Source organism: Neobacillus sp. S1227 (genome assembly GCF_055385255.1).
In genome coordinates this window covers 3,948,456-3,973,161 of the sequence record NZ_AP038276.1, presented here as the reverse complement: position 1 = coordinate 3,973,161, position 24,706 = coordinate 3,948,456, and the positions used below count along the sequence as shown (strand labels likewise).

Below are 24,706 nucleotides of genomic sequence, written 5' to 3'. Positions count from 1 at the left end.
AGGAGCTTTAGCGAGGAGGCTCCCCGGCACGCCCTAAGGTGCGCGAAGTGCCTGGAGCGCCAATCAACTGACTTATTGAAAGGTCTATATTAATATCTTTTTGCTCGTGAATTTTGTTTTAACACTTCCAGTACAGTCGCGAAGGGTTGAATGGATTTCGTTTGGAAATAGTTTTTAAATGGGTCCCCAAACTGCTTAATTCTTTCTAACGCATAGTCCAATGTAAACATCCTAGGGTTAAGCTTTTCGTCTACCTCCTCCCAAAAAAGCGGTGTAGCCACCCCTGCATGCTCGTTCCCTCGCATTGAATACGGGGCAACAATCGTTTTTCCTTCCCCATGCTGGACATAATCCACATATAACCTGTTTCCTCGTTTCTTTTTCATTCTTTCGATTGTAAAGGAGTCGGGGGCTTTTGAAATCAAATATTCGGCGATAAAGCTCGTAAATAATCTTGTATCATCATAGCTGAATTCATCTTCTGGCAATGGAAGATAAATTTGCAGCCCCTTATTACCAGAGGTTTTGATAAACCCGATCAGGTTTAACTGATCAAGGACCTCTTTTATTAATAGAGCGGCCTTTATTGCCAAATGAAATTCATCCTGTGATGGTGGATCTAAGTCAAACACAATTTCACTTGGCCCCTTGCTTATGGTAGTTTGAAATGGCACATGAAACTCAATTGCCAGCTGGTTTCCAAGCCATATCAAGGTTTTTAAGTTATTGCAAAGGATATAATCAATGTCATCAGCCATATGGGTATAGACAAAATCTGGAGCATAATCTGGACAATTCTTTTGATAAAATGCTTCCCCGAACATCCCGTGCGGAAAGCGAATGACGGTAAGTAAGCGATCTTTTAAAAATGGCAGCATATAAGGTGAAATTTCCCTTAAATACAAGATATAATCAGCTTTCCTGATATTGTATTTATCCCATAGCGGCTTGTCAGGATGTGAGATTTCTAGGTCTTCAGGCAGATTTTTTTGTTGAAAAATAAATTTGTCATATGTACAATCCTCAGGTGCCAAATCAAATCTGAAATGGTCAAAATGAGGCTCGCGAAGCTGGTTATCATAAAGCTCCAAATATTTCACTTCTAGGCAGATGGCAGGCTCCACATAAATAAATTGGGAATCCTCCTTGATCATATTTTGTTTTATAATTTGCCCAAGAGCTTGTTTTTCGTCCGGTTTAAAGCCAAACAAAACCTGTCCGACTCCATAAATGGAGTCATCCTTATAGACACCCACAAAAAAATAGCCATTTGTTTTATCATAGGAGGTGACAAAGCAGCTGACATATTTCCAATTTTTATACTTTAGCCATTGTAAAGACCGCTTTCCTTCCTCCCAAATACTTGATGCCTGTTTGGCTACAATCCCTTCGCCATCGTACAGCACTACTTTTTCCCATACTTCATTAAAATCCTCAAAGGCCATAACAGGCTGCAGTAGCTGCTTATTATATGGATCAGCATTTAATTCCAGCCCTGTCTTTTCGAATAATTTGAACAGTTCTTCTTTTCTTTTTAAAAATTCAAGGCAATTCATCGGCTTCCCATTTAGGACTAATAAATCAAAAATCATCAAGCGGCAGGGAGAATTTTTTGCTTGCTCTCCTATTTTTTTTGCTGCCTTTAAGCGGCCGCGTATTTGGATTGCTGAAAAATTGGCTTTATAGGGATTTTCAAGGGAAACAAGTTCACTATCGAGTCGTAGCGGGAGAAATGGTTTAAATTCATTTTCATGCTCTAATAAATAATCTTCAATTTCCGGAAATTGGGGTAATAGGGATTTCCCATTCCGGCTTGTCAATTCAATCCCGTTTGAATCCCAATCCAGAATGGCTCGAAATCCATCATATTTTACTTCAAAGAGCCAGCCTTTCTGAACAGGCTGATCAAAAGTCAGCGTGGGGAGCATCGGTTTCATGGAAAATGCCCTTTCTTTTTTCAGCTAATAAGAAAGTATAAACTTTCTTAACGCATAAATTCAACAACGCCTCTGTCTTCGTCCCGGCGGACGCGCCAATAAGCGAGTTTTCTTTAATTATATTGGCTGAAAATTAAACCTTTCATCCATTTCCATTTGTTTTTAGGAATGTTAGCGAAGAGAAATCAAAAAATAATAACAAAAAGATTGGAGACATGGTTATGCATACAATGTGGAAAGGCAGTATTAGCTTTGGGCTTGTTAACATTCCTATCAAGCTTCATACTGCAACTGAAGATAAAGATATTAAACTGCGCACACTGCACAAGAAATGTCATGCCCCGATTAAATATGAAAAAGTATGTACTGTTTGTGAAGAAGAGGTTAAACCTGAAGAGATTGTACGAGCGTATGAATATACGAAAGGAAAATTTGTCGTTCTTGATGAGGAAGATCTAGAAAAACTGCGGAAGGAAAATGAAGAAAAGGCTGTTGAAATTATTGACTTTGTTAAAATTGAAGATATTGACCCAATTTACTTTGAGAGAAGTTATTATATGTCACCGAATGAGGGGGGAGGTAAGGCCTACTCTCTTTTGCGAAAGGCATTAGAGGAATCCCAGAAGGTGGGGATAGCTAAAATTGTGATAAGATCGAAGGAACAGCTTGCGGTTATTCGCGTCTATGAAAACACATTAGTCATGGAAACCATTCATTTTCCCGATGAAGTTCGCAAGGCTGCGGATGTTCCGAATGTGCCTTCTGAAGATAAGGTAACAAAAAAGGAATTGGATACAGCTATTTTGCTAATTGACCAATTGACATCCGAATTTAATCCGGAAAAATATACCGATGAATATCGAACAGCCTTGCTGGAATTAATCGAATCAAAACGACAAGGAAAAGACACAGTAACCGCCGCAACGAAGGAAGTCGCGACGAATGTGACCGATTTAATGGCTGCCCTTCAGGCCTCAATAGATCGTACCAAGCCGAAAAAGGTTGCTGCAGCTCCTCCAAGAAAGAAAACAGCGGCAAAAGTCAAAAAAGAAGCGTAACAAGAACAAAAGCGAAAACCCTGAAGAGCGGCGAATGGCCTGGAGCTCCCCAACAGAGATAAAAGGAACGCAAAGGGCGTAAGCGTATTCGTGCTTGACTTATCGCAGGGCGGAGAGCAATTACACTAGCTGCTAGGGCGCTGGAGCTGGACGTATTTATTCTAGTAACAAGTTATCCTGAAAAACTTAATTTTCCTAGACCACAAGTAAAAGCAGGGGAGTCCCTGCTTTTATTCATCTCTAATTATACTTTGGCAGTAGTCAAAAACTATTTGCTCTTCGTCCTCTTCAAGAGCAAAATCAAATACTTTATCGCTCCCTTTTTCAAAAAAGTGATAATTGGAGATTTTTGTACCGTGCTCGTCCACTACAAAGAGGACCCTTAACCCAACCCCATTATCAGAAAAAAGTTCATCTTCTTCATCGATATCAAGGTCAAGAAAAATCTCGTAACGGTCCCCCGATAATAAACCAAATGGATCTTCCAATTTTTCTAATGTATGACCCGTAATATTCAACTATATCATCCTTTGCATAAATTATTGGCTTTATTATTATGGCATATTTTGATGCAATAAGAAAACGCCAGAAATCTCTGGCGTTTTAAAGTCCTATGTATGGCGGAGAAGGTGAGATTCGAACTCACGCAACGGTTGCCCGTTCTAACGCATTTCGAGTGCGCCCCCTTATAACCACTTGGGTACTCCTCCAAATAATTTGGAGCGGGTGAGGGGAATCGAACCCCCGCCGTCAGCTTGGGAAGCTGAAATTCTACCATTAAACCACACCCGCGAAATTAAAGACAAGTTAATTATAGCATAATACTATTAAAAGTGGTAGAAAAAAATTTTATGAATGCAAAAAAATGAATGTTTTTGGAAGTTTTTTTCGATTTTTACTCAAAATCAGTCGATTAAATGGGTGTTTTTGACGGAAAATGATTGATTTTTGCAATCGGTTACAGTATTATATAAACATAACAATAAAAAATGGGTGGTGATGACTTGTTAACTCCTGAACGTCATCGGCTTATTCTACAATTATTAAAGGAAAAGGGTATTGTTAAAATCCAAGAAATCATGGAGCTGACGTGTTCCTCCGAATCGACGATCCGCAGGGATTTGTCACAGCTTGAAGAACAAAAGTTTTTAAAAAGAATCCATGGTGGTGCATCAAGGCTGCAGGGTAAACTCCAGGAGCCAAGCATGATAGAGAAATCCTCCAAAAACCTTCATGAAAAACAGCAGATTGCAAAATATGCAGCTGGTTTAGTGGAAGAAGGGGATTGTATTTATTTAGATGCAGGTTCAACAATTTTTGAAATGATTGATAGCCTGCCAACCGATATTGTCGTTGTAACAAATGGTTTTATGCATTTGCCGGGGTTATTAAATAAAGGTATTTCTACTTTCTTAATTGGCGGGCTTGCAAAACAAAAAACAAATGCCCTAATTGGCCGGGGGGCCTTAGAAAGCCTCGAATTTTACCGTTTTGATAAATGCTTTATGGGTGTAAACGGTATTCATCCGCAATTCGGCTTTACCACACCTGATCAAGAAGAAGCAATGGTAAAGCAAAAAGCGTTTTTTTTATCAAGGGAGGCTTTTGTACTGGCAGACAATACGAAGTTTTCGGAGATATCATTTGCCAAAATTGCCGATATTCATGAAGCCTCGATTATTACAAATGAACTAGATGATGAAATTGGAAATCAATATTTAAATAGAACCACAATAAAGGTCGTGACAGCATGATTTACACATTAACGTTAAACCCTTCGGTTGACTATATTGTGAAACTTGATAGCTTTCAGTTGGGAGAATTACATCGAACTGTGAAAGAAGCAAAATTTCCCGGAGGAAAGGGAATTAATGTTTCAAGAGTTTTAAAGCAAATGGAAACGGACAGTAATGCCCTGGGTTTTATCGGCGGCTTTACCGGAGCATATATTGAGCAATTTCTTGAAAAAGAAAATATAAAAACAGATTTTGTGAAGGTAGTAAAGGACTCTAGAATCAATATAAAGCTTAAAACGGGCCAGGAAACCGAAATTAATGCAAAAGGACCGGATATATCAGAGGCTGCTTTTGGCTTACTGAAGAATAAAATTCGCCAGTTAAACGCCGACGATTTATTGGTTTTGGCAGGAAGCATACCAGGCTCACTTCCAAAAACAACATATGAAGAGCTGGTTAAAATCAGTAATGAAACCGGAGCGCAATTTGTTGTTGATGCGGAAGGGGACTTATTGAAGAAAGTCCTGAAATTTAAGCCGTTTTTAATTAAACCAAACCATCACGAGCTAGGAGAACTGTTTGATTCCGTAATATCAAGCCCTGAGGAAGTCATTCCGTATGGAAAAAAACTTGTCTCGATGGGAGCTGAAAATGTCATTGTTTCACTGGCCGATCAAGGAGCAGTATTTATTAATAAGGATAGTACTCTGCTCGCTAATGTTCCAAAAGGTATTGTTAAAAACTCGGTTGGAGCCGGGGATTCCATGGTGGCAGGGTTTTTGGCCGCTTATGAAAGAACAGGAGATTTAAGGGAAGCATTCCGATATAGTGTTGCCTCAGGAAGTGCCACCGCTTTCTCGTTAGGACTTTGTACTAAGGATCAAGTGGCTGAGCTTCTTCCTCAAGTTCAGATTAAGGAAATCAGGTAGAGGAGACAACCAATATGAAAATTACTGAATTGCTTACAAAAGATACAATCCTTTTAAATATTAATGGGATACAGAAAGAAGAAGCTATTGATCAGCTTGTCGATGTATTGCTGGAGGCAGGAAAAATAACAAACCATACTGATTTCAAATCCGCCATTTTAAAAAGAGAAGGCCAATCTACAACAGGAATCGGTGACGGAATTGCGATTCCACACGCAAAAACAGCTGCAGTTAAAGAAGCGGCTATTGCCTTTGGTAAATCCGTTGCCGGTGTTAACTATGAATCGTTGGACGGAAAGCCTTCCCATTTATTTTTCATGATTGCTGCACCAGAAGGTGCTAATAACACTCATCTGGAAGCCCTGGCACGTCTGTCCGGATTGTTAATGAAAGCTGAAGTTCGCTATGAGTTATTAAAGGCCGCATCTGCGGATGAAATAATAGATATCATCAACCGTTTTGATAAAGAGGAGAAAACGGAGGCAGTATCTGAGGCGAAAAAAATTTCAATTATTGCAGTAACTGGGTGCCCAACCGGTATCGCCCATACCTATATGGCAGCAGATTCCTTAAAGGCCAAGGCAGCTGAATTGGGTGTCAATATCAAGGTTGAAACCAACGGTTCAGGCGGCGCCAAAAATGTTTTGACAAAAGAGGACATTGAAAATGCAACAGCAGTTATTATAGCTGCAGATATCAATGTTGAAATGGAACGGTTTAAAGGAAAACATGTTATACAGACGGCAGTCGCAGATGGTATCCGCCGCCCGGAGCAATTAATCGAAAGGGCCTTAAAAAAGGATGCTCCAGTTTACAATGGCAGCGGCACTGAAGGTGCTCAAAAATCAGAGCAAAAAGGTTCAAAAACAGGCTTTTATAAACACTTAATGAACGGTGTGTCAAACATGCTTCCATTTGTTGTTGGAGGCGGAATCTTAATTGCAATCTGCTTTATGTTTGGCTATAACTCCTTTAAGCCTGACGATCCATCCTATAATCCGATTGCTGCAGCATTAATGACCATTGGTGGCGACAACGCATTTAAACTGATTGTACCTGTTCTAGCTGGATTTATTGCACTCAGCATTGCAGACCGCCCGGGTTTTGCAGCCGGTATGGTTGGCGGCATGATGGCGGCAAACGGCGGTGCGGGCTTCCTAGGCGGGTTAATTGCCGGATTCTTGGCTGGTTATATTGTTCTACTTTTAAAGAAAGTGTTTGCCGGACTTCCAAAGTCGCTGGAAGGGATTAAAGCAATTTTAATTTATCCACTTTTAGGAATCGCCATTACTGGGTTTATTATGCATTATGTTGTCAACAAACCAGTGGCGTGGTTAAATACGGAGATTACGCACTGGCTAACAGGCCTTGGGACTGGAAACGCCGTTCTTTTAGGGATTGTATTAGGTTTAATGATGTCGTTTGATATGGGTGGCCCGATTAATAAAGCAGCCTATGTATTCGGAACAGGCTTGCTTGCGAGCGGCGTTTACGGACCAATGGCTGCTGTAATGGCGGCTGGCATGGTGCCGCCATTAGGAATTGCACTTGCCACTACCCTATTTAAGAATAAGTTTACCACTGAGGAAAGAGATGCAGGTAAGGCCTGCTATGTAATGGGATTATCGTTTATTACTGAAGGGGCAATTCCATTTGCGGCAGCAGACCCATTCCGGGTGATACCATCCGTTATGGCAGGCTCTGCGGTAGCCGGTGCTCTATCCATGGCGTTTCATATTGGATTAAGGGCACCTCACGGCGGAATCTTCGTCGTACCATTAGTAGAAAACGGAGCTCTAATGTACGCACTGGCAATTCTTGTTGGCGCAGTTGTTTCAGCATTATTAATCGGATTCTTGAAAAAACCTGTTAAATAATTCGAAAAGCCGGCAAATCTTTGCCGGCTTTTAATTTTTTTCCGGAGGCGGCTTAATAGCGATAAGAGCTACAATAGCAGCCAGGATACTTAAACTGCTCATAATAATAAAAATCCAGTGGGATGGATATTTCATTAATAATGCGATAATCGGAGGTCCAGCAGCAACGCCGATAAACCTCATCGAACTGTAAATAGATGTAATGGTTCCCCGCTCGTTCTTTTCGACACCCTCAGTTATCAGGGCATCAAGAGAGGGAAGTCCAAGGCCGATGCCAATCCCCGCGATCAGAAACATGCTAATCATAAACCAAAGTTTAATGGAAATCCATAACGCCGCAATAGAAAGCCCTGCAGCAAGAATTCCGCCAAATGTCAGCCACTTCATTAACACTTTATTTTTTTTAATCACCTTACCGCCGATAAAGGAGGATAAGCAAAGTGCTCCAAGAGGTAATGCCAAAAAGAAGCCTTTCTTAAGATCTTTAATGCCATATTCTTTTTCAAACACTTCTGATAGGTAAAATAAAATGCCAAACAAAACAAGCATAAGAATTCCGCCAATAAAAAAGATGGCATATAGCCAACGGCCGCTATCGGCGAATGTTTTTTTTACGTTCATAAAGAAATCCCTAAATGGGATTGTTTTTTGCTTTTTTTGCGGAGTTTTAACAAGAAATATCATCATCATTACTGAAATGAAACAGAACACAGGAATCGAGAAAAACGGCAAAAACCAGATAAACCCAGCTAAAATTGCTCCGAAAATGGGACTTAGAACCTTGCCAAACGTATTGGAGGTTTCGATGATTCCTAAGCAGGTGCTCACATCATCCTCATTTTTAAACATATCACCGACTAGCGGCAGGACAATCGGAAATGCCCCAGCTGCACCAACCCCCTGAAGCGCACGGCCGACTAAAACCAGCCAGTAAGCGTCCAATTTCCAAGAAGCCCATCCCGAAAGAACTCCCCCGATCGCGGCGATAATTAAACTCGGGATAATTACTTTTTTCCTGCCGATATGATCAGATAAATAGCCGGCAACTGGTATTAAGATAATGGCTACAATCGAATAAACAGTTATAATTAAACTCGACTGAAAGGAGGAAATGGATAATTCCTTCTCTAATGCCGGTAATACCGGAATTAACATAGAATTTCCTAAAGTCATGACCAATGGAATCGAAGATATAGATAGAATAGCCCACTTCTTGTTAGTAATCTCACTTGAGCGATTTTTGCCTGCCTTTGATTGCTTCTTTTTAGCGGTCTGTGGATTATTCCACAATTGTTCTATGTGTTCCATTTATCCTCTATCCCGCCTTTTTTCTTTGTACATTTAATATTCACTATTTTGATTTAAAAAAACTTAAGGATTTTATCCTTTTAATGGTAAGGGGAATTCGAAGGCTTTTGTGAAAAATTCAATAATTCTCAAATTAATCCCTTGACAATATACTGGTTATTGTAATAATATAAAAAACAATAAAATGAAGTTACGGCAGTGATGAAGAGTAGTAACTTTTACGGATTCCACAGAGAGCTGATGGTTGGTGTAAATCAGTGATGACGTATAAGTGAATGGACTTCTGAGCCTCCAAACCGAAAACCTACCATAAAGGGGACTAGTAGGCTTTGGCGAAATTCTCATCGTTACATGAGACAGATATTAAAGAAATTTTCTTTGATATCGGTAAAGTGAGCTAATTAGTTAGCTAATGAAGGTGGCACCACGGGTTTTCCGTCCTTTTTATGGACGGGAGACCCTTTTTGTTTTCAAAAAAATAATGAAATCGATGAGCAAGAGGAGTACGCATATTTGTTTCTTTCCAGAGAGTCGGGGAATGGTGTGAGCCCGATAAGAAAGGATTTGCTGAATGGACTTGCGAGAGACATCTTGAACTATAGTAGGGATGTACGGAGTTCCACCGTTAAAAGGATAGGATATCGAGTCATTCGCTCTGTATCTGAATCAAGGAGGCAAACTATTTGCTTTAAAATGAGGTGGCACCACGATCCGAGAGATTCGTCCTCTATATTCATAACCGTGTTATGGATATAGGGGACTTTTTTTTATTTTCTGAAGGGAGTCTGAACGATGAACACTAAAATGGCTATTTTTATGAAAGAAATAAGCGGTGATACTCTAACACCCATTTCAATTTTGCAAAAAATCAGCGGAAAGAAGAAATTCTTACTGGAAAGTTCCCATAAATACAATGATTCCGGCCGCTATTCCTTTATTGGCGCAGACCCAGCCATTGAGCTTGTTTCCATTGGCAAGGAAAACCGCGTGATTAAAAGAAATGGGCAGACACAGGAAGTAAGCGGAAATCCATTAGACGTTATCGATAATCTTCTACATTCAGTAAATGTTGATGAGCTGCCATTTCCGTTTATCGGCGGGGCGGTTGGCTATGTGGGCTACGATATTGTCCGACAGTATGAAGTAATTGGGAATGAATACCCGAACAGTTTGAATATGCCGGATGTTCATCTGATGGTGTATGAGGAAGTGATCGTCTTTGATCACCTTGAGGAGAGGGTTTTTATTGTCGGTATTCCTCTTCAGGAAGAATCAGACGGAGCAAGTATTGAAATGAGAATCAACAAAAGGCTTCAGGAATTAAAAACACCTAATGTTTTTGATGAGGAGGATAGTTTTAGCTTATCAGGATTTGAATCGGAAATTTCTAAGGAAGCCTTTATCAAGAATGTTGAAACTGCTAAAGAGCATATTTTGGAAGGAGATATTTTCCAGGTTGTCCTATCGAGGAGGATGAAAGCAGACTTTGAAGGCTCTCCATTATCACTTTATCGGAAACACCGGGCTAATAACCCAACGCCATATATGTTCTACATCGACTTTGAAGGCTATACCGTGATTGGTTCATCACCAGAGAGCTTAATTAAGACGAGAGGTAAATCTGTCATAGCCAACCCGATAGCCGGAACAAAAAGAAGAGGAAAAACCGCAGCTGAAGATGAAGTAATTCAAAAGGAATTATTGGCTGATGAAAAAGAATTGGCTGAACATAAGATGCTCGTCGACCTTGGCAGAAATGATTTGGGGAAGGTTTGCGAATTTGGTTCCGTTCAGGTAGATCGGTATATGGCCATTGAAAAGTTCCGCCATGTTATGCACATCGTTTCTGAAATCAGCGGAACCCTTACCTCGGATAAAACCGCGCTTGATGCGCTTGCTGCCTGCATCCCGGCCGGGACAGTATCAGGAGCACCAAAGGTGAGGGCGATGGAAATCATTAATACACTTGAAAAATCAAAACGAGGCCTCTATTCGGGAGCAATTGGTTACTTTTCAGTGAACGGAAACATGGACTTTGCCCTTGCGATTCGGACGATGATTTTAAAAGACGGAAAGGCCTTTATTCAAGCAGGTGCCGGCATTGTCCATGACTCCGATCCTGAATCGGAATATGAGGAAACCTTAAATAAATTAAAAGCATTTTTGGAGGGAACCCCGGAATGATATTACTTATTGATAACTTTGACTCATTTACCTTCAATCTTTATCAGTATTTGGGAGAATTGGGGGAAGAAGCTGCAGTTTATCGTAATAACCAGATTAGTCTGGAGGAAATAAAGGCTTTGAACCCAAAAGCAATAATCCTCTCACCCGGGCCTGGTAAACCGGAGGATGCAGGTATCTGTATCGAGATAATTAACAACTTCTATAATAAAATTCCTATTTTAGGAATTTGTTTAGGACATCAGGCAATTGGAGCAGCCTTCGGAAGTGAAATTAACAGAGCAAAACAAATTAAGCATGGCAAAACTTCGTTCATCAATCATAATGGCGGCGGCATTTTTAATTATTTATCTTCACCATTGGAAGTGATGCGTTACCATTCTTTAAAAATTGAAAAAGATACGATGCCGCCAGAACTTGAGAGTCTTGCTCATTCCATGGATGATAACGAGGTTATGGCTATTAAACACCGAGATTACCCGGTTTATGGACTGCAGTTTCATCCAGAATCAATTGGGACTCCATTAGGAAAACAAATGCTTAAAAATTTTCTACTTGAAATAGGAAGGATGGATACAAATGAAGGAATATTTACTACAGTTAGCTGAGCAAAGGTCATTCTCAGAAGACGAGATGAAGGAAGCAGTTAATTTTATATTAGGTGAAGAAGTATCTGAATCAGAAATTGCCGCCTTTTTAATGGGACTTAAATCTAAAGGTGAAACAGTCGATGAAATCGTTGGCATTGTAAAAGCATTAAAAGGGGAGACATTGTCATTTAAAAAGAAGTTTCCGAATGCTTTGGATAATTGCGGAACTGGAGGTGACGGTTCTTCAAGCTTTAATGTTAGTACTACTTCTGCTTTTGTCCTCGCTGCGGCAGGAATACCAGTTGCTAAACATGGTAATCGAAGTGTTTCCAGCAAGACAGGAAGTGCAGACGTTCTAGAATACTTAGGCGTCAATCTTAATTTACCAGCAGAAAGTACGGAAGAGATCCTAAGCGAAATAGGGATAGCCTTTTTATTTGCACCACATGTGCATCCAAAATTGAAAAAGGTCACGATGGTTAGGAGACAATTGAAAATCCCGACAATTTTTAACTTCATCGGACCTTTGACAAATCCAATCGAATTGGATTATCAACTCCTAGGCGTGTATCGCCGAGATCTTTTGCCAATTTTTGCGGAGGTATTAAAACAGCTTGGACGTAAGCGGGCGATTGTTCTAAATGGCGCCGGCTTTATGGATGAGGCGTCCCTGCAGGGAGAAAACCATTTGACTATTTTAGAAGATGGAGTCATTACAAGCCAATCCATTTATCCTGAAGATGTTGGTCTGCCAACATATGATAATAGCTTCATAAAAGGCGGCGATGCGGTGGAAAACGGAGAAATCTTACGGAATGTATTAAGAGGTGCAAAGGGTCCATATCGAGATACCGTACTCTTAAATGCTGGCCTTGGTATTTTAACTGCCGGAAAGGCAGACACCATTAAAGAGGGTATAAAATTAGCTGCAGAAGCCATTGATTCTGGAGCAGCCTATCACAAATTAGAAGTGCTAATTGAAAAATCACGAGCTATGCAAAGAGAGGCGATATAAGTGACAACGATACTAGACCGAATTATTGAACAAAAGAAACAGGAACTGGCTCTCCTGCAGAATCAGAGTGATTTTTATCCAGCAATAGATCGTGAAAAAAGATCGTTGCTTGATAAGCTTCAAAAGGCACAGCAAATATCCATTATTGCGGAGTTCAAGAGGGCTTCACCTTCGAAAGGAATGATTAATAATGGTGTCGAACCGTCTGTACAGGCTGCCATTTACGAACAATCCGGTGCCAGCGCTATCTCCGTTTTAACTGACCAAACTTTCTTTAAAGGGTCTTTTGAAGATTTAATTGCGGTAAGGGAAACAGTGCAGCTGCCGATGCTTTGCAAAGATTTTATTATCGATCCGCTGCAAATCAATAACGCCTATGCACATGGGGCTGATATCATCCTATTGATTGTCGCTGCGCTTGAAGAAAAAAAATTAACAGAATTATATCAATATGCCACAAACTTAGGTCTAGAGGTTTTAGTGGAGGTTCATAATCAAGCTGAATTGGAAACAGCCCTAAAGACCGGGGGAAAGCTGATTGGCGTGAATAACCGTGATTTAAAGACCTTCCAAGTTTCACTTGAGGTTACTGAAAAATTAGCAGCGGCGGTGAAACAATCAGGTGCTTATTTAATAAGTGAAAGTGGGCTTCATATCCGGGAGGATGTGAACCGAGTGAGGAATGCTGGAGCAAATGGCATCCTTGTTGGGGAAGCCTTGATGAAAAGCGCAAATCTAAAGCAAATCTTTTCGGATTTCCAATTGCCGCTAATAGAAGGTGCGCGGCCATGAGAGTAAAAATCTGCGGGATTATGGATGTGAATACTGGACTTGCGGCAGTAGAGTATGGTGCTGATGCACTTGGCTTCGTTTTTGCAAAAAGCAAGCGGAGAATATCCGCTGAGAAGGCAAAAGAAATCATTTCCGAGTTGCCTAAGGATGTATTTAAGGTCGGTGTTTTTGTCAATGAACCAAAAGCTGAAATAGAACGGATTGCTGCAGTTGCCGGTCTGACTCATATTCAACTGCACGGAGAGGAATCGGAAAACTTTAGTGAATCCCTTTCGCTCCCGGTGATCAAGGCTGCCAGTTTTGAAGGAAATGAGAAATTAGCGGAACTAAGCGATTTTCCTGCTGACTATATTCTCCTCGATGGACCAAAAGGGAAATATCACGGGGGAAATGGGACAGCATTCACATGGAGTGAGGTGAATACCGGACTCCTTGAGGGGAAAAAGGTCATCCTGGCGGGAGGGCTGCATCAGGATAATGTGGTGGCAGCCATCAACACTATTCAACCATATATGGTCGATGTAAGTTCCGGGGTAGAAACCGATGGGGTAAAAGATCTGACGAAAATAAAAACATTTTTAGAAAAAGCAAAAAGCGTACGCTAGGAGGAGATTATATTGAGTACTTATACATTACCAAATGAAAAAGGCCATTTTGGCATATTTGGCGGGAAATTTGTCCCGGAAACATTAATGAAGGCTGTAACAGAATTGAATGAAGCCTACAAAGAGGCAAAAGGCGACCCGGAATTTCAAGCTGAGATTGATGGATTACTAAAGGAATATGTTGGCAGGGAAACTCCCCTCTATTTTGCGGAAAATCTGACAAAGCATGCCGGTGGGGCCAATATTTATTTAAAAAGAGAAGATTTAAACCATACTGGTGCCCATAAAATCAATAACGCGATCGGCCAGGCGCTGCTTGCCGTCCGTATGGGAAAAAGAAAAATTGTTGCGGAAACTGGTGCCGGCCAGCATGGTGTTGCCACGGCTACCGTTTGTGCACTGTTAAACCTTGATTGCATCATTTTTATGGGGGAAGAAGATATCAAGCGCCAGGCCTTGAACGTGTATCGGATGGAGCTTTTAGGAGCAAAGGTAGTCAGCGTGACATCAGGCAGCGCGACCTTAAAGGATGCCGTAAATGAGGCCCTCAGGTATTGGGTCGCCAATGTCGATGATACCCATTATCTATTGGGATCCGTGTCCGGACCACACCCATTTCCGGTCATTGTCAGGGATTTTCAAAGTGTCATCGGAATGGAAACAAAACAACAATTCTTAGCAAGGAACGGGAGCCTTCCTAATGCGGTCGTAGCCTGTATTGGGGGCGGGAGCAATGCGATGGGAATGTTCTATCCTTTTATCGAAGATGAAGAGGTCAAGCTCTTTGGTGTGGAAGCCGCCGGTCATGGCGTTGATACACCATTTCATGCTGCGTCACTGACAAAAGGGAGACCGGGAGTTTTGCATGGGGCTTTAATGTACGTTCTGCAAAACGAAGATGGCCAAATTCAAGAAGCGCATTCCATTTCTGCCGGGCTCGATTATCCGGGTGTGGGTCCGGAGCACAGCTATCTAAAGGACAGCGGGCGGGCTAGTTATCACTCGATAACTGATAAAGAAGCCCTTGATGCCTTTCAGTTATTATCGAAGCTAGAAGGAATTATACCCGCACTTGAAAGCTCCCATGCAGTTGCTTTTGCAGTAAAATTGGCTGGTCAGCTTGGAGCAGGCCAAAATATTGTAGTCTGCTTGTCAGGGCGTGGAGATAAAGATGTGGATGCAGTCAAATCAAGACTTGAAGGGGGCAGCGGAAAATGAATCGAATCGAACAAGCTTTTCAACAATTGAATAAGGAAAACAAAAAAGCTTTTGTGCCTTATATTATGGCAGGAGATGGAGGTTTGGAGAACCTGCCCGAAAGGCTGGCGCTGTTAGAAAAATTCGGAGCAACGGCGATTGAAGTGGGTGTTCCTTTCTCTGACCCGGTTGCTGATGGTCCTACCATTCAGCGCGCAGGTATTAGAGCATTGCAAAATGGAACGACATTAAAAGGTATTTTAAAAGAAATCACAAAAGCACGTGAATCAGTCACTGCTCCTATTATTCTCATGACCTATTTAAATCCTGTTTATTCATACGGAATTGAGACATTTGTCCGCGACGTTCAAACTGCAGGTGTTGCAGGCTGCATTATTCCGGACCTTCCTGTGGATGAAGAGGAAATCATTGCCCCGCTGCTAGAAGAAGCGGAAGTGGAATTGATTCGACTCGTAACACTGACTACACCAATCGAACGAATCAGAAACATTTCTAATAAAGGAAAGGGATTCTTATATACTGTTACTGTCAAAGGGATTACGGGGACAAGAAACGAGTTTAGTAATGAACTGCATTCATTTTTACAAGCTGTTAAGGAAGCAAGTCCGATTCCTGTATTAGCGGGTTTTGGCATTTCAAGTCAAGAGCAGATAAAGGAAATAACAAAGTTTTGCGATGGAGTAGTAGTCGGCAGTAAAATTGTCGAGTACTTTGCCAATAACCAGCTTGAAGAAATGGAAGAATTCATGTCGATTTATAAACAAACACTCGCATAAAATGAAGGAGGCAACTTGTGATGCCTCCTCTTTTTAAGTAAGAATGTGTCAATTGTTACATCCGTTTTGTTTTATATTGATTATAATTTGCTAAAATGGGTATTTGAAATTCAATATACTTGAGGATGAGAAAAGTATGAGAGTATCTGAAACAACCAAACAATTATATTCTTTAAGCGTTTCTTTGGAATGTTTTGAAGGAACTTCTCATCATGTCAACATAAATTTTCTTAAAGAAAGATTTGTTTATACCGAATGGAGAAACCTACCGGTGAAGCAGCCAATTTCATCTCTGCCCGTGTTCAAGCCGGGAAGTCTGGATCAATTTAAAAGAAAAATTTACTCAATGAAAATTTGGGAATGGGAGCCAACCTATCAAAAGGAAAATGGCATTGTACTTGACGGCAACTTTTGGACCGTGACCCTGAAAACACAAGAAAGAATCTACGAATTTGGTGGAATGGAAAGCTTCCCGACTAATTGGGGAAGGTTTCTAAAGGCATTGGAATTGCTGGTTGGAGTTCCGTTTGGCAAATTATTATAATGTAAAATGTTGGATGGAAATCTTAATTTCTTGATAGGCATGCTTAACTCCTATATAATTTGTATATAATTACTTTTAATGAATTGACTTTAAAAAACTTCCCAGACTGAGGAAGTTTTGTTTATTTTTCATCATTATTAGTAAAACAGTAGCTAGGAGTTTAATGTAAACATGAAGGAAATTACTGTAGAAGATTTATTGAATTTATCTAATCCAATCATTATTGACGTACGTTCACCAATTGAATATAACGATGGCGCCGTACCGGGAGCGATTAATGTGCCTTTGTTTACAAACGAAGAGCGACAGGAAATAGGTACCATCTATAAGCAAGTGGGGCAGGCAGCGGCAAAATGGCGGGCAATGGAACTGGTTTCTCCAAAGCTTCCCCAAATGTTAAATGAAATTAGATCCTATTCCGAAAAAGGAGAACTTGTTGTTTACTGTTGGCGGGGTGGTATGCGCAGTAAGGCCGTTGCTACCTTTTTAGAATTTGCCGGAATTTATGCTTGGCGTTTAATAGGCGGTTATAAGGCCCATCGTCATTATATCCTTGAGAAAATTCCAGAGATGGTTCCGCCGCAGGCTGTGGTCATTCATGGAATGACCGGGGTTGGAAAAACAGAGGTTTTAAAGCAATTAAAAAAACAAGGTTATCCCATTTTGGATTTGGAAGAAATGGCTGCACACAGGGGCTCTATCTTTGGAACAATTGGTCTTGGTGAGGGCAATAATCAAAAGGCTTTTGATTCCCTATTATTTGAAGGGCTTCGAGAAATTCAGGGTGCGGATTATTTCCTAGTTGAAGCTGAAAGTAAGCGAATTGGCAAGGCGGTACAGCCTGAAGAATTAATGGATATTAAATTTAAAGGCTTAAACATTTTTATCCATTCACCTCTCGAGCAGCGGGTAAAACATCTGGTATCCGAATATGTTTTACCATACAAGCAAGAGCCATGGTTTCATGAGAAAATTTCGCTTGGTATTGAAAAAGTCATCAAGCGTGTCAAGGATATAGAGATTAAAAACATGCTGTTGGAATTTTTAGAAACACGGAATTATCCGGATATGATTTCCATTTTGCTCGAGCATTATTATGATCCCCGTTACACTCATGCTAGACAGGACTATATAGGGGATTTTTATGATATTTATGCCGAGGATCCATCGGATGCTGCTGTGAAAATTGCTCAAAAGCTAGAAGAGCTATCTTTTTCCCCTGTAATTTCAGTTAATTCATAAGCATTTTGCTCGACTTTAGCACACGTTTTCAACGTGTGCTTTTTGTGCGACGGGCAGTCGCATAGAGTGCTGGCATAGCCAGTGCTCTTCTTTTCTTTATCTGACAGAGACGTCATTTCGATGAAACGACTGAACGAGGATAATGAAATTGAATCCCAGATGGTGCAAGCCCATCCCCGAAGAGACTGACCTAGTTCGGGAAGCCTAATCTAGGGCAACACCGTGAGGTGTTGTCTGAAGGAGATGCGGAATGTCGAGAGACCCGTAGGCGAATAGGTAGACCCTAATGCAATAAGTGTGAAGCACGGCGGCGGGATAAGTTGGCGACTCTCCGAAAAGTGAGGAAGCCCAATAAAGAGACAATTTTCTTTGGAAGTCAGAGCGAGAAATTGTGACTTATAACGTGATGGTGCAGGGTATGTCTAGAAGGGAAATGTGACGACCCCGTGAGGTCTCCGCCTTTCCAAACAGGCAGGGTTCTAGTCTATAAGAGTAAACCGAAATGACGAAGAACGGGTGGAGAAGTCAGACGTTCTCATAGTACGGAAGTAACTCGGTGACCATAACACCGAATGAACGGAAGGGGAACGACCTATGGATCCAAGCTATGAACTAGGTGTAATGTTAACAATCAAGTTACTGCGGTAAAACCGTTTGAATGTACATCAAGGAAAGGCGTGGAATACGCAATGAATCAAGAGTGGAAATTTAAATTACACAGTGTATATGGGCAACTTCTATTCGACAGGAAATTAACCCAGAGTTTTGAACAAGTTAAAGCAAATAAGGGTGCTGGAGGAATAGATGGAGAAACAATTGAAAGTTACGAAGCCAAATTAGAAGAGAATATCACGGAACTTCTTAATAAGCTAAGGACTAAAACCTATCAAGCCCATCCAGTTAAAAGGGTATACATACCGAAGAAAAATGGAAAGAAACGCCCATTGGGTATCCCTACAATAGAAGATCGTATTGTCCAACAAAGCGTAGTCAATATTCTTCAACCGAAATTTGAAGACAAATTGTTTCACAACTGGTCAGTGGGATATAGACCTAACCGCGGAGTAGAAAGAGCTTTACAAATAATCTTATGGAATATAGAGCAAGGATACAATTACATCTACGATTGTGATATTAAAGGTTTCTTTGATAACATCCCACATAAGAAACTAATTACAATTTTAAAGAAATACGTATCAGACCGTACGGTCTTAGGATTAATTGAACAATGGCTCAAATCTGGCTTTATGGAAGAGGGGAAACTCATTCATTCTGACTATGGAACACCGCAGGGCGGAGTAATTTCTCCTTTACTTGCAAATGTGTATCTTAATGAAATGGACTGGGAATGGGACTTGAATGGATTTCGTTTTGTCCGATATGCAGATGACTTCCTGCTCTTTGCGAAATCAAAAGAAGATATTCAGAAAGCAGCCTCCCTAACGAAAGAAAGGTTATCTGAATTAGGATTAGAGATTTCTAAGGAGAAAACACGAGTAGTTGACTTCCAGAAGGATGATTTCGACTTTCTTGGGTTTACTTTTCATCATTGGAAACCAAGAAAGAAGGATAACAAACTACACTTTCAGGTCACACCCAAGAAAGAATCTATTAAAGATTTTCGGATAAAAATTAAAGAAAAGACAAGGAAGTTCTTAACTTTTAGTAAAGAGGAATGGATAAAACGGGTAAACCCTATTATTCGTGGTAAGGTTAATTATTATTTGACCATCGTTAAGGCTATCAAAGCTAATGAGGAGCTTGGACAGAAAAGTCATTGTAGAACTAGAATGATTCGACGAATTCTTCAAGATATTGACGGATATATAAGGAAAAGATTGCGAGTAGCATTTATCCATAAACACCCAAACCAAAGAAAAGGACAGAAAATGAACAGTCTTTGGAACAATGCATTCTTCTTTAAAATAAAGCTTATCCCTTCCTATTGGCTATATCTAAATAAAGCTTATGGATATACCGAAGAACAATATTTAAGCGACTTGGTTAAAACATCAAAGAAGAGGTTACATAAGAGAATTAATCGAGCAAAACAAAAAGCCGAGGAATATTATACACCTCACCGACTTCAAAAGATGCAAAATGCCTGGAACGCATCCTCTTGATGAACATTGTAACATTTGGTAAGCCGTATGCCTTAATAGGGCACGTACGGTTTGATAAGGGGGAAGCCTCGAGAGAGGTTTCCCTACTTTATTCTTTATTTAAGAAATTTTTTGCTCGTGAATGACACACACTAAAATGTAAACATTACATAAAGATATAGTGATTTTGGTTCATGCTGTATTTTGCGAAGGTGAAAATTACATATGTTTTAAGGGGGATTGATGGATGAAGGGGCCTAACGAAAATGGAAAGGCTTTTTTGGATGAATTTCTTGGTCCAAATTTAGGTTATGTCATTGACCAATTTGAAAGGTATAAAGAGGACCCAACGGCAATTGAACCGGAAATGAGAATGTTTTTTGAAGAAATGAATGATGAGGAATTTTCCTCCTTAGTATCTGTTAAGCCTGTTAGTGACGAGGGTGAACCTTTACAAACAGAAAAAATACATGCTGCCATAAAACTGGCTGAAAATATCCGAACATTTGGCCATTTGGCGGCCAAAATTTATCCATTGGGGAATATCACACCTGACATTTCTCATCTGGACCTCAATAGCTACGGCCTGACAGAAGATGATTTAAGGAGTCTTCCAGGACAGATTATTTCTGAAAATGGATCGGTCTCAGGCCGAACTGCATTTGATGCATATATGAAACTAAAAGAAGTATATACAAAATCGATTGCCTATGAATTTGATCATGTCCATGATGCGGAGGAAAGAAACTGGCTGATTGAGAGGATTGAGAATGGGAAGCTTCAGTCCCCGCTGCCTAAAGAGAAACGAATAGAAATATTAAAAAGGTTAACCGAAGTGGAGGAATTTGAAAAATTCCTTCATAAAACCTTCGTAGGACAGAAACGGTTTTCCATTGAAGGACTGGACGTTATGGTTCCTTTAATAGATGAAATAATCGCAGAGTCCGTTCGGGATGGAGCGGAATTTATCAATATTGGAATGGCCCACCGCGGCAGATTAAATGTACTTGCCCATGTTCTAGGCAAACCGTATGAAATGATTTTCGCCGAGTTTCAGCACGCCCCAAATAAGGAGCTTGTTCCTTCTGAAGGGTCAGTGGGAATTAACTTTGGCTGGACTGGTGATGTTAAATACCACCTTGGAATAAATCGGCAGCTTGCAGGTGAAAACGCAGTAAGGGCAAAAATTACTTTAGCCAATAATCCTAGTCACTTGGAATATGTAGGTGCTGTGGTAGAGGGGTTCACGAGAGCTGCCCAGGATGATAGAAGTAGAGCGGGATATCCAACAGAAGATTCTAAGGCTGCGCTTGCCATTCTTATTCATGGCGATGCTGCTTTTCCTGGTGAAGGGATTGTAGCTGAAACCTTGAACTTAAGCAGTTTAAAAGGTTATCGTACCGGGGGAACGATTCATATTATCTCCAATAATATGATAGGATTCACAACTGAATCCCATGACTCCCGTTCAACGAGGTATGCAAGTGATTTGGCAAAGGGATATGAGATCCCCATCATCCATGTAAACGCCGATGACCCGGATGCCTGCATCAGCGCTGCTGTTTTAGCAGCCGAATACAGGTCCGTGTTTAAAAAGGATTTCCTGATTGATTTAATCGGTTATCGCCGTTTTGGTCATAATGAGATGGATGAGCCGATGACAACCAGCCCGCAAATGTACACTATTGTCCAAAAACATCCAACCGTAAAAGAACTTTACGGGAGGAAACTTGGCAATGAAGGGCTTGTTACGGATGATGTTCTAGCAAAAATTCAAAAGGACATTCAAGAGCGGCTTATAAATGCAAATGATAAAGTGTCAAGAATTAAGCATGAAGAAATTACGATACCGGAACCACCATTATTTAAAATTGAGAGGGCATCATATGAAACTAAGGTGCCGCTTGAAACTTTGAAAAAGATGAACGAAGAGCTGCTGCAATGGCCGCAGGATTTTAAAGTGTTTAATAAACTTGAAAAGATTTTAAAAAGACGAATAGAAGCATTCGATGAAAAAGGGAAAGTTGATTGGGCTTTAGCAGAAACACTTGCTTTTGCTGCTATTTTGGCGGATGGGATACCAATCCGGATATCAGGACAAGATACGGAACGCGGAACATTTGCTCAAAGAAACCTAGTCTTGCACGATTATCAATCAGGTGAAATGATTCTTCCGCTTCATCAATTATCAATGGCAAAAGCATCCTTCGCCGTATATAATAGTCCTTTAACTGAAGCGGCGGTGGTTGGCTTTGAATATGGCTATAATGTCTTTGCACCGGAGACTTTAGTGATTTGGGAAGCTCAATATGGCGATTTTGCTAATGCGGCCCAGGTTATGTTCGATCAGTTTATCGCAGCCGGGAGGGCGAAATGGGGACAGAAATCAGGATTGGTTCTCCTTCTCCCGCATGGATATGAAGGACAAGGGCCGGAACATTCTAGCGCGAGGCTGGAAAGATATTTACAGTCTGCTTCTGAAAAAAACTGGTCAGTTGTCAATCTTACCACAGCAGCGCAATATTTCCACCTTTTACGGCGGCAGGCTGCTATGCTCGGTAAGGAGGAGGTAAGGCCGCTTGTGGTGATGTCCCCGAAAAGCTTATTAAGGAACCCGCTTGTATCATCGTCCAGCTATGATTTAAGTGAAGGGGAATTTAAACCAGTCATTGAGCATTTTGCCCACACCAGGGATCATCAAAAGGTCGAGCGGATTGTTATGTGTTCGGGAAAAATAGCTATTGACATCGCAGAGCAAACAAAAGAACCAAGCGGATTTGACTGGCTTCAGGTGATTCGGCTTGAGGAAATTTATCCGTTTCCGACAATGGAACTGAAAAATATTATTGCAAAATATCCAAATATAAAAGAAGTGTTTTGGGTTCAGGAGGAGCCAAAAAATATGGGTGCGTGGACGTTCGTAGAACCACGGATTAATGAATTAATCCCTGATGGAATAAGAGTAGAATTTATTGGCCGCAGACGCCGGTCAAGCCCTGCAGAAGGCGAACCAAACGTTCATAAATTAATACAATCGAAAATTCTTGCCGCCGCACTTTCTCAGGCTGAAGAAGGAGGATCTAGTCATGGCTGAAATTAAAGTCCCAGAATTGGCCGAATCAATTACAGAAGGAACGATAGCTAAGTGGCTAAAAAACACAGGGGAACAAGTTGAAAAGGGTGAATATTTAGTTGAATTAGAAACGGATAAAGTAAACATCGAAATCATATCTGATTTTTCCGGCATCCTGACAGAGCAGAAGTTTTCTGAAGGAGACACCGTCCGTGTAGGAGAAACGATAGCTATTGTTGAGGAGGGCGTTGCACAGCCTGCTCCTGCTGCTATCTCAGAACAGACTCCATCACAGCCACAAGCTGTGGTCTCAACAGAGGTTCCACCTGCACCGCCTAATAATACAGCTTCTGTTGAGAAAACTGGGGTTCAGCAAGACAGGAGAGACGAATCAGGAAAGCGTCCAATTGCTTCGCCTGCTGCCCGCAAACTGGCAAGGGAAAAAGGAATCAATTTACAGGAAATACCGTCATCAGACCCACTGGGAAGATTAAGAAAACAAGATGTTTCATCATTTCAACCTGGTATGACTCCTTCTGGGCCATCAGTTCCTAAAAGGGAAAAAACTGTGGAACCGATGTATGCGGAAAATCCGGCGAAACCAATTATCAACGAGCGAATGTCCAGACGCCGCCAGACTATTGCTAAGCGGCTTCTCGAAGTAAAGCAGTCAACTGCCATGTTAACTACTTTTAATGAAATTGATATGACAGCGGTAATGGACTTGCGTAAACGCCGCAAGGATAAATTTTTTGAGGAGCATGAGGTTCGGCTTGGTTTTATGTCCTTCTTCACAAAAGCTGTAGTTGCTGCATTGAAAAAATACCCTTATTTAAATGCGGAAATTCAAGGCGATCAAATTTTAGTTAAAAAGTTTTATGATATTGGCATTGCTGTAGCTGCAGAAGAAGGTCTAGTAGTACCGGTTGTTAGAGATGCCGACAGAAAATCATTCGCTGAAATTGAAAGTAATATTATGCAGCTTGCTGAAAAAGCAAGAGCAAATAAATTATCATTAAAGGACTTACAAGGAGGCACCTTTACGATCACGAACGGTGGGGTTTTCGGTTCATTACTCTCAACCCCAATTTTAAACGGGCCTCAAGTAGGAATTCTTGGCATGCACACAATCCAGCTCCGCCCTGTAGCGGTTGACAAGGAAAAAATGGAGAATCGCCCGATGATGTATGTTGCCCTTTCTTATGATCATAGAATTGTCGATGGCAAAGAGGCTGTAAGCTTCTTAAGTACAATTAAGAAACTACTTGAAGACCCGGACACGTTACTGCTTGAAGGGTAATATGTAAAAATAAATGAGAAAAACCGCTGATGATCGGATCAGCGGTTTTTGATGTCTAACGATTTTTAAATGGCCGTAATCCACGTCGTTCAATTTCATCTTTAAGAATTTTTATCCATTCCTTTTCCTTACCTGACTTCAATGCATCCCGATACGAAAGAATTAGCTGTTCATTACTCATAATCTTCAATTAAGAATGCCCTCCTTGGAAAATGGATTGAATATTCAGTTTTTACTATTGTAATGGTTTACAATTGATTTGAGAACCCTATCTGATAAAATTTTCACGAATTTGTCATTCTTTATTGCGGGATATGTGTATAAGAATTGAAAAATTATATTCTAAAAATATTGAATATTCACAAAAATATGTTAACATACATTTTGTAAGCGTTTTATTTTATTGGATCGTGAAGTGTT

General features: G+C 40.7%; 20 protein-coding genes, 2 tRNA genes and 2 other annotated features. Of the genes, 16 read left to right on the top strand and 6 right to left on the bottom strand.

Annotation, left to right across the window (positions count from 1 at the left end; all coding sequences use genetic code 11):
* Positions 1-89: 89 nt before the first annotated feature.
* Entirely contained in the window at positions 90-1,937 is a 1,848-nt protein-coding gene (locus tag ACZ5AE_RS19810; protein ID WP_464566297.1) for a DNA ligase D, read from the bottom strand.
* A gap of 221 nt (positions 1,938-2,158) precedes the next feature.
* On the opposite strand from ACZ5AE_RS19810, the gene ku reads away from it, so the two are divergent.
* Positions 2,159-2,995 carry a non-homologous end joining protein Ku gene (gene ku, locus ACZ5AE_RS19805; protein WP_464566296.1) on the top strand — a complete coding sequence of 279 codons (837 nt, stop codon included), beginning with the start codon at positions 2,159-2,161 and terminating at the stop codon, positions 2,993-2,995.
* A gap of 230 nt (positions 2,996-3,225) precedes the next feature.
* On the opposite strand, the gene ACZ5AE_RS19800 is transcribed toward ku, so the two are convergent.
* The 3 genes from ACZ5AE_RS19800 to ACZ5AE_RS19790 all read right to left on the bottom strand — a co-directional run bounded on the left by ACZ5AE_RS19800 (position 3,226) and on the right by ACZ5AE_RS19790 (position 3,787).
* Positions 3,226-3,513, bottom strand: coding sequence for a DUF6509 family protein (locus tag ACZ5AE_RS19800; protein WP_464566295.1), 288 nt, complete (start codon positions 3,511-3,513; stop codon positions 3,226-3,228).
* Positions 3,514-3,613: 100 nt separating this feature from the next.
* Positions 3,614-3,705: transfer RNA gene (locus ACZ5AE_RS19795), tRNA-Ser, on the bottom strand.
* Positions 3,706-3,713: 8 nt separating this feature from the next.
* Positions 3,714-3,787 (bottom strand) — tRNA-Gly (locus tag ACZ5AE_RS19790).
* A gap of 212 nt (positions 3,788-3,999) precedes the next feature.
* Here ACZ5AE_RS19790 and ACZ5AE_RS19785 point away from each other — a divergent pair.
* Genes ACZ5AE_RS19785 through ACZ5AE_RS19775 form a run of 3 tightly spaced genes read left to right on the top strand, consistent with a single transcriptional unit; the run spans position 4,000 to position 7,537 of the window.
* Entirely contained in the window at positions 4,000-4,749 is a 750-nt protein-coding gene (locus ACZ5AE_RS19785; protein ID WP_464566294.1) for a DeoR/GlpR family DNA-binding transcription regulator, read from the top strand.
* Positions 4,746-5,660: a 1-phosphofructokinase gene (gene pfkB, locus ACZ5AE_RS19780; RefSeq protein WP_464566293.1), complete on the top strand. Its 915-nt coding sequence runs from the start codon at positions 4,746-4,748 to the stop codon at positions 5,658-5,660. The genes ACZ5AE_RS19785 and pfkB overlap by 4 nt, the downstream gene beginning before the upstream one ends.
* A 14-nt stretch (positions 5,661-5,674) precedes the next feature.
* Positions 5,675-7,537 carry a PTS fructose transporter subunit IIABC gene (locus ACZ5AE_RS19775; protein ID WP_464566292.1) on the top strand — a complete coding sequence of 621 codons (1,863 nt, stop codon included), beginning with the start codon at positions 5,675-5,677 and terminating at the stop codon, positions 7,535-7,537.
* 30 nt (positions 7,538-7,567) lie between these two features.
* On the opposite strand, the gene ACZ5AE_RS19770 is transcribed toward ACZ5AE_RS19775, so the two are convergent.
* The gene (locus tag ACZ5AE_RS19770) at positions 7,568-8,845 is read right to left on the bottom strand and encodes an MFS transporter (protein WP_464566291.1); all 1,278 of its coding nucleotides are present in this window, start codon (positions 8,843-8,845) and stop codon (positions 7,568-7,570) included.
* Positions 8,846-9,034: 189 nt separating this feature from the next.
* Positions 9,035-9,291 (top strand) — a binding site (T-box leader).
* 35 nt (positions 9,292-9,326) lie between these two features.
* Positions 9,327-9,576, top strand: a binding site (T-box leader).
* 61 nt (positions 9,577-9,637) lie between these two features.
* Between ACZ5AE_RS19770 and trpE the strand changes: the two genes are divergently transcribed.
* From trpE to odhB, 12 genes are all read left to right on the top strand, one after another.
* The gene (gene trpE / locus ACZ5AE_RS19765; protein ID WP_464566290.1) at positions 9,638-11,029 is read left to right on the top strand and encodes an anthranilate synthase component I; all 1,392 of its coding nucleotides are present in this window, start codon (positions 9,638-9,640) and stop codon (positions 11,027-11,029) included.
* The gene (locus ACZ5AE_RS19760) at positions 11,026-11,637 is read left to right on the top strand and encodes an anthranilate synthase component II (RefSeq protein ID WP_464566289.1); all 612 of its coding nucleotides are present in this window, start codon (positions 11,026-11,028) and stop codon (positions 11,635-11,637) included. The genes trpE and ACZ5AE_RS19760 overlap by 4 nt, the downstream gene beginning before the upstream one ends.
* Positions 11,609-12,634, top strand: coding sequence for an anthranilate phosphoribosyltransferase (trpD, locus tag ACZ5AE_RS19755; RefSeq protein WP_464566288.1), 1,026 nt, complete (start codon positions 11,609-11,611; stop codon positions 12,632-12,634). Before ACZ5AE_RS19760 ends, trpD begins: the two co-directional genes overlap by 29 nt.
* Positions 12,635-13,426: an indole-3-glycerol phosphate synthase TrpC gene (trpC, locus tag ACZ5AE_RS19750; RefSeq protein WP_464566287.1), complete on the top strand. Its 792-nt coding sequence runs from the start codon at positions 12,635-12,637 to the stop codon at positions 13,424-13,426.
* Positions 13,423-14,031 (top strand): phosphoribosylanthranilate isomerase, encoded by a 609-nt coding sequence (locus ACZ5AE_RS19745; protein WP_464566286.1) that lies wholly within the window; start codon positions 13,423-13,425, stop codon positions 14,029-14,031. The genes trpC and ACZ5AE_RS19745 overlap by 4 nt, the downstream gene beginning before the upstream one ends.
* 12 nt (positions 14,032-14,043) lie before the next feature.
* On the top strand, positions 14,044-15,249 hold the full coding sequence (gene trpB, locus ACZ5AE_RS19740) for a tryptophan synthase subunit beta (RefSeq protein WP_464566285.1): 1,206 nt from the start codon (positions 14,044-14,046) through the stop codon (positions 15,247-15,249).
* Entirely contained in the window at positions 15,246-16,025 is a 780-nt protein-coding gene (gene trpA / locus ACZ5AE_RS19735) for a tryptophan synthase subunit alpha (RefSeq protein WP_464566284.1), read from the top strand. The genes trpB and trpA overlap by 4 nt, the downstream gene beginning before the upstream one ends.
* Before the next feature lie 136 nt (positions 16,026-16,161).
* Positions 16,162-16,569, top strand: coding sequence for a hypothetical protein (locus ACZ5AE_RS19730; protein WP_464566283.1), 408 nt, complete (start codon positions 16,162-16,164; stop codon positions 16,567-16,569).
* A gap of 171 nt (positions 16,570-16,740) precedes the next feature.
* Positions 16,741-17,811, top strand: coding sequence for a tRNA 2-selenouridine(34) synthase MnmH (gene mnmH / locus ACZ5AE_RS19725; protein ID WP_464566282.1), 1,071 nt, complete (start codon positions 16,741-16,743; stop codon positions 17,809-17,811).
* Positions 17,812-18,500: 689 nt separating this feature from the next.
* Positions 18,501-19,934, top strand: coding sequence for a group II intron reverse transcriptase/maturase (gene ltrA, locus ACZ5AE_RS19720; RefSeq protein WP_464566281.1), 1,434 nt, complete (start codon positions 18,501-18,503; stop codon positions 19,932-19,934).
* 226 nt (positions 19,935-20,160) lie between these two features.
* Positions 20,161-23,007 carry a 2-oxoglutarate dehydrogenase E1 component gene (locus tag ACZ5AE_RS19715; RefSeq protein WP_464566280.1) on the top strand — a complete coding sequence of 949 codons (2,847 nt, stop codon included), beginning with the start codon at positions 20,161-20,163 and terminating at the stop codon, positions 23,005-23,007.
* Positions 23,000-24,286, top strand: a complete 1,287-nt coding sequence (gene odhB / locus ACZ5AE_RS19710) for a 2-oxoglutarate dehydrogenase complex dihydrolipoyllysine-residue succinyltransferase (RefSeq protein WP_464566279.1) — start codon at positions 23,000-23,002, stop codon at positions 24,284-24,286. Before ACZ5AE_RS19715 ends, odhB begins: the two co-directional genes overlap by 8 nt.
* 55 nt (positions 24,287-24,341) lie before the next feature.
* Here the strand turns inward: odhB and sda are convergent, their stop codons facing one another.
* Positions 24,342-24,467, bottom strand: coding sequence for a sporulation histidine kinase inhibitor Sda (sda, locus tag ACZ5AE_RS19705; RefSeq protein WP_372447641.1), 126 nt, complete (start codon positions 24,465-24,467; stop codon positions 24,342-24,344).
* Between the last annotated feature and the right edge of the window lie 239 nt (positions 24,468-24,706).

What these genes read in the sequence shown, in the direction of transcription:
- ACZ5AE_RS19715 (WP_464566280.1), top strand. Translation starts at nt 20,161, where the DNA reads ATGAAGGGGCCTAACGAAAATGGAAAGGCTTTTTTGGATGAATTTCTT.
- trpD (WP_464566288.1), top strand. Translation starts at nt 11,609, where the DNA reads ATGAAGGAATATTTACTACAGTTAGCTGAGCAAAGGTCATTCTCAGAA.
- ku (WP_464566296.1), top strand. Translation starts at nt 2,159, where the DNA reads ATGCATACAATGTGGAAAGGCAGTATTAGCTTTGGGCTTGTTAACATT.
- trpE (WP_464566290.1), top strand. Translation starts at nt 9,638, where the DNA reads ATGAACACTAAAATGGCTATTTTTATGAAAGAAATAAGCGGTGATACT.
- ACZ5AE_RS19745 (WP_464566286.1), top strand. Translation starts at nt 13,423, where the DNA reads ATGAGAGTAAAAATCTGCGGGATTATGGATGTGAATACTGGACTTGCG.
- trpA (WP_464566284.1), top strand. Translation starts at nt 15,246, where the DNA reads ATGAATCGAATCGAACAAGCTTTTCAACAATTGAATAAGGAAAACAAA.
- ACZ5AE_RS19770 (WP_464566291.1), bottom strand. Translation starts at nt 8,845, where the DNA reads ATGGAACACATAGAACAATTGTGGAATAATCCACAGACCGCTAAAAAG.
- odhB (WP_464566279.1), top strand. Translation starts at nt 23,000, where the DNA reads ATGGCTGAAATTAAAGTCCCAGAATTGGCCGAATCAATTACAGAAGGA.
- ltrA (WP_464566281.1), top strand. Translation starts at nt 18,501, where the DNA reads ATGAATCAAGAGTGGAAATTTAAATTACACAGTGTATATGGGCAACTT.
- pfkB (WP_464566293.1), top strand. Translation starts at nt 4,746, where the DNA reads ATGATTTACACATTAACGTTAAACCCTTCGGTTGACTATATTGTGAAA.
- ACZ5AE_RS19810 (WP_464566297.1), bottom strand. Translation starts at nt 1,937, where the DNA reads ATGAAACCGATGCTCCCCACGCTGACTTTTGATCAGCCTGTTCAGAAA.
- ACZ5AE_RS19760 (WP_464566289.1), top strand. Translation starts at nt 11,026, where the DNA reads ATGATATTACTTATTGATAACTTTGACTCATTTACCTTCAATCTTTAT.
- mnmH (WP_464566282.1), top strand. Translation starts at nt 16,741, where the DNA reads ATGAAGGAAATTACTGTAGAAGATTTATTGAATTTATCTAATCCAATC.
- sda (WP_372447641.1), bottom strand. Translation starts at nt 24,467, where the DNA reads ATGAGTAATGAACAGCTAATTCTTTCGTATCGGGATGCATTGAAGTCA.
- ACZ5AE_RS19730 (WP_464566283.1), top strand. Translation starts at nt 16,162, where the DNA reads ATGAGAGTATCTGAAACAACCAAACAATTATATTCTTTAAGCGTTTCT.
- ACZ5AE_RS19775 (WP_464566292.1), top strand. Translation starts at nt 5,675, where the DNA reads ATGAAAATTACTGAATTGCTTACAAAAGATACAATCCTTTTAAATATT.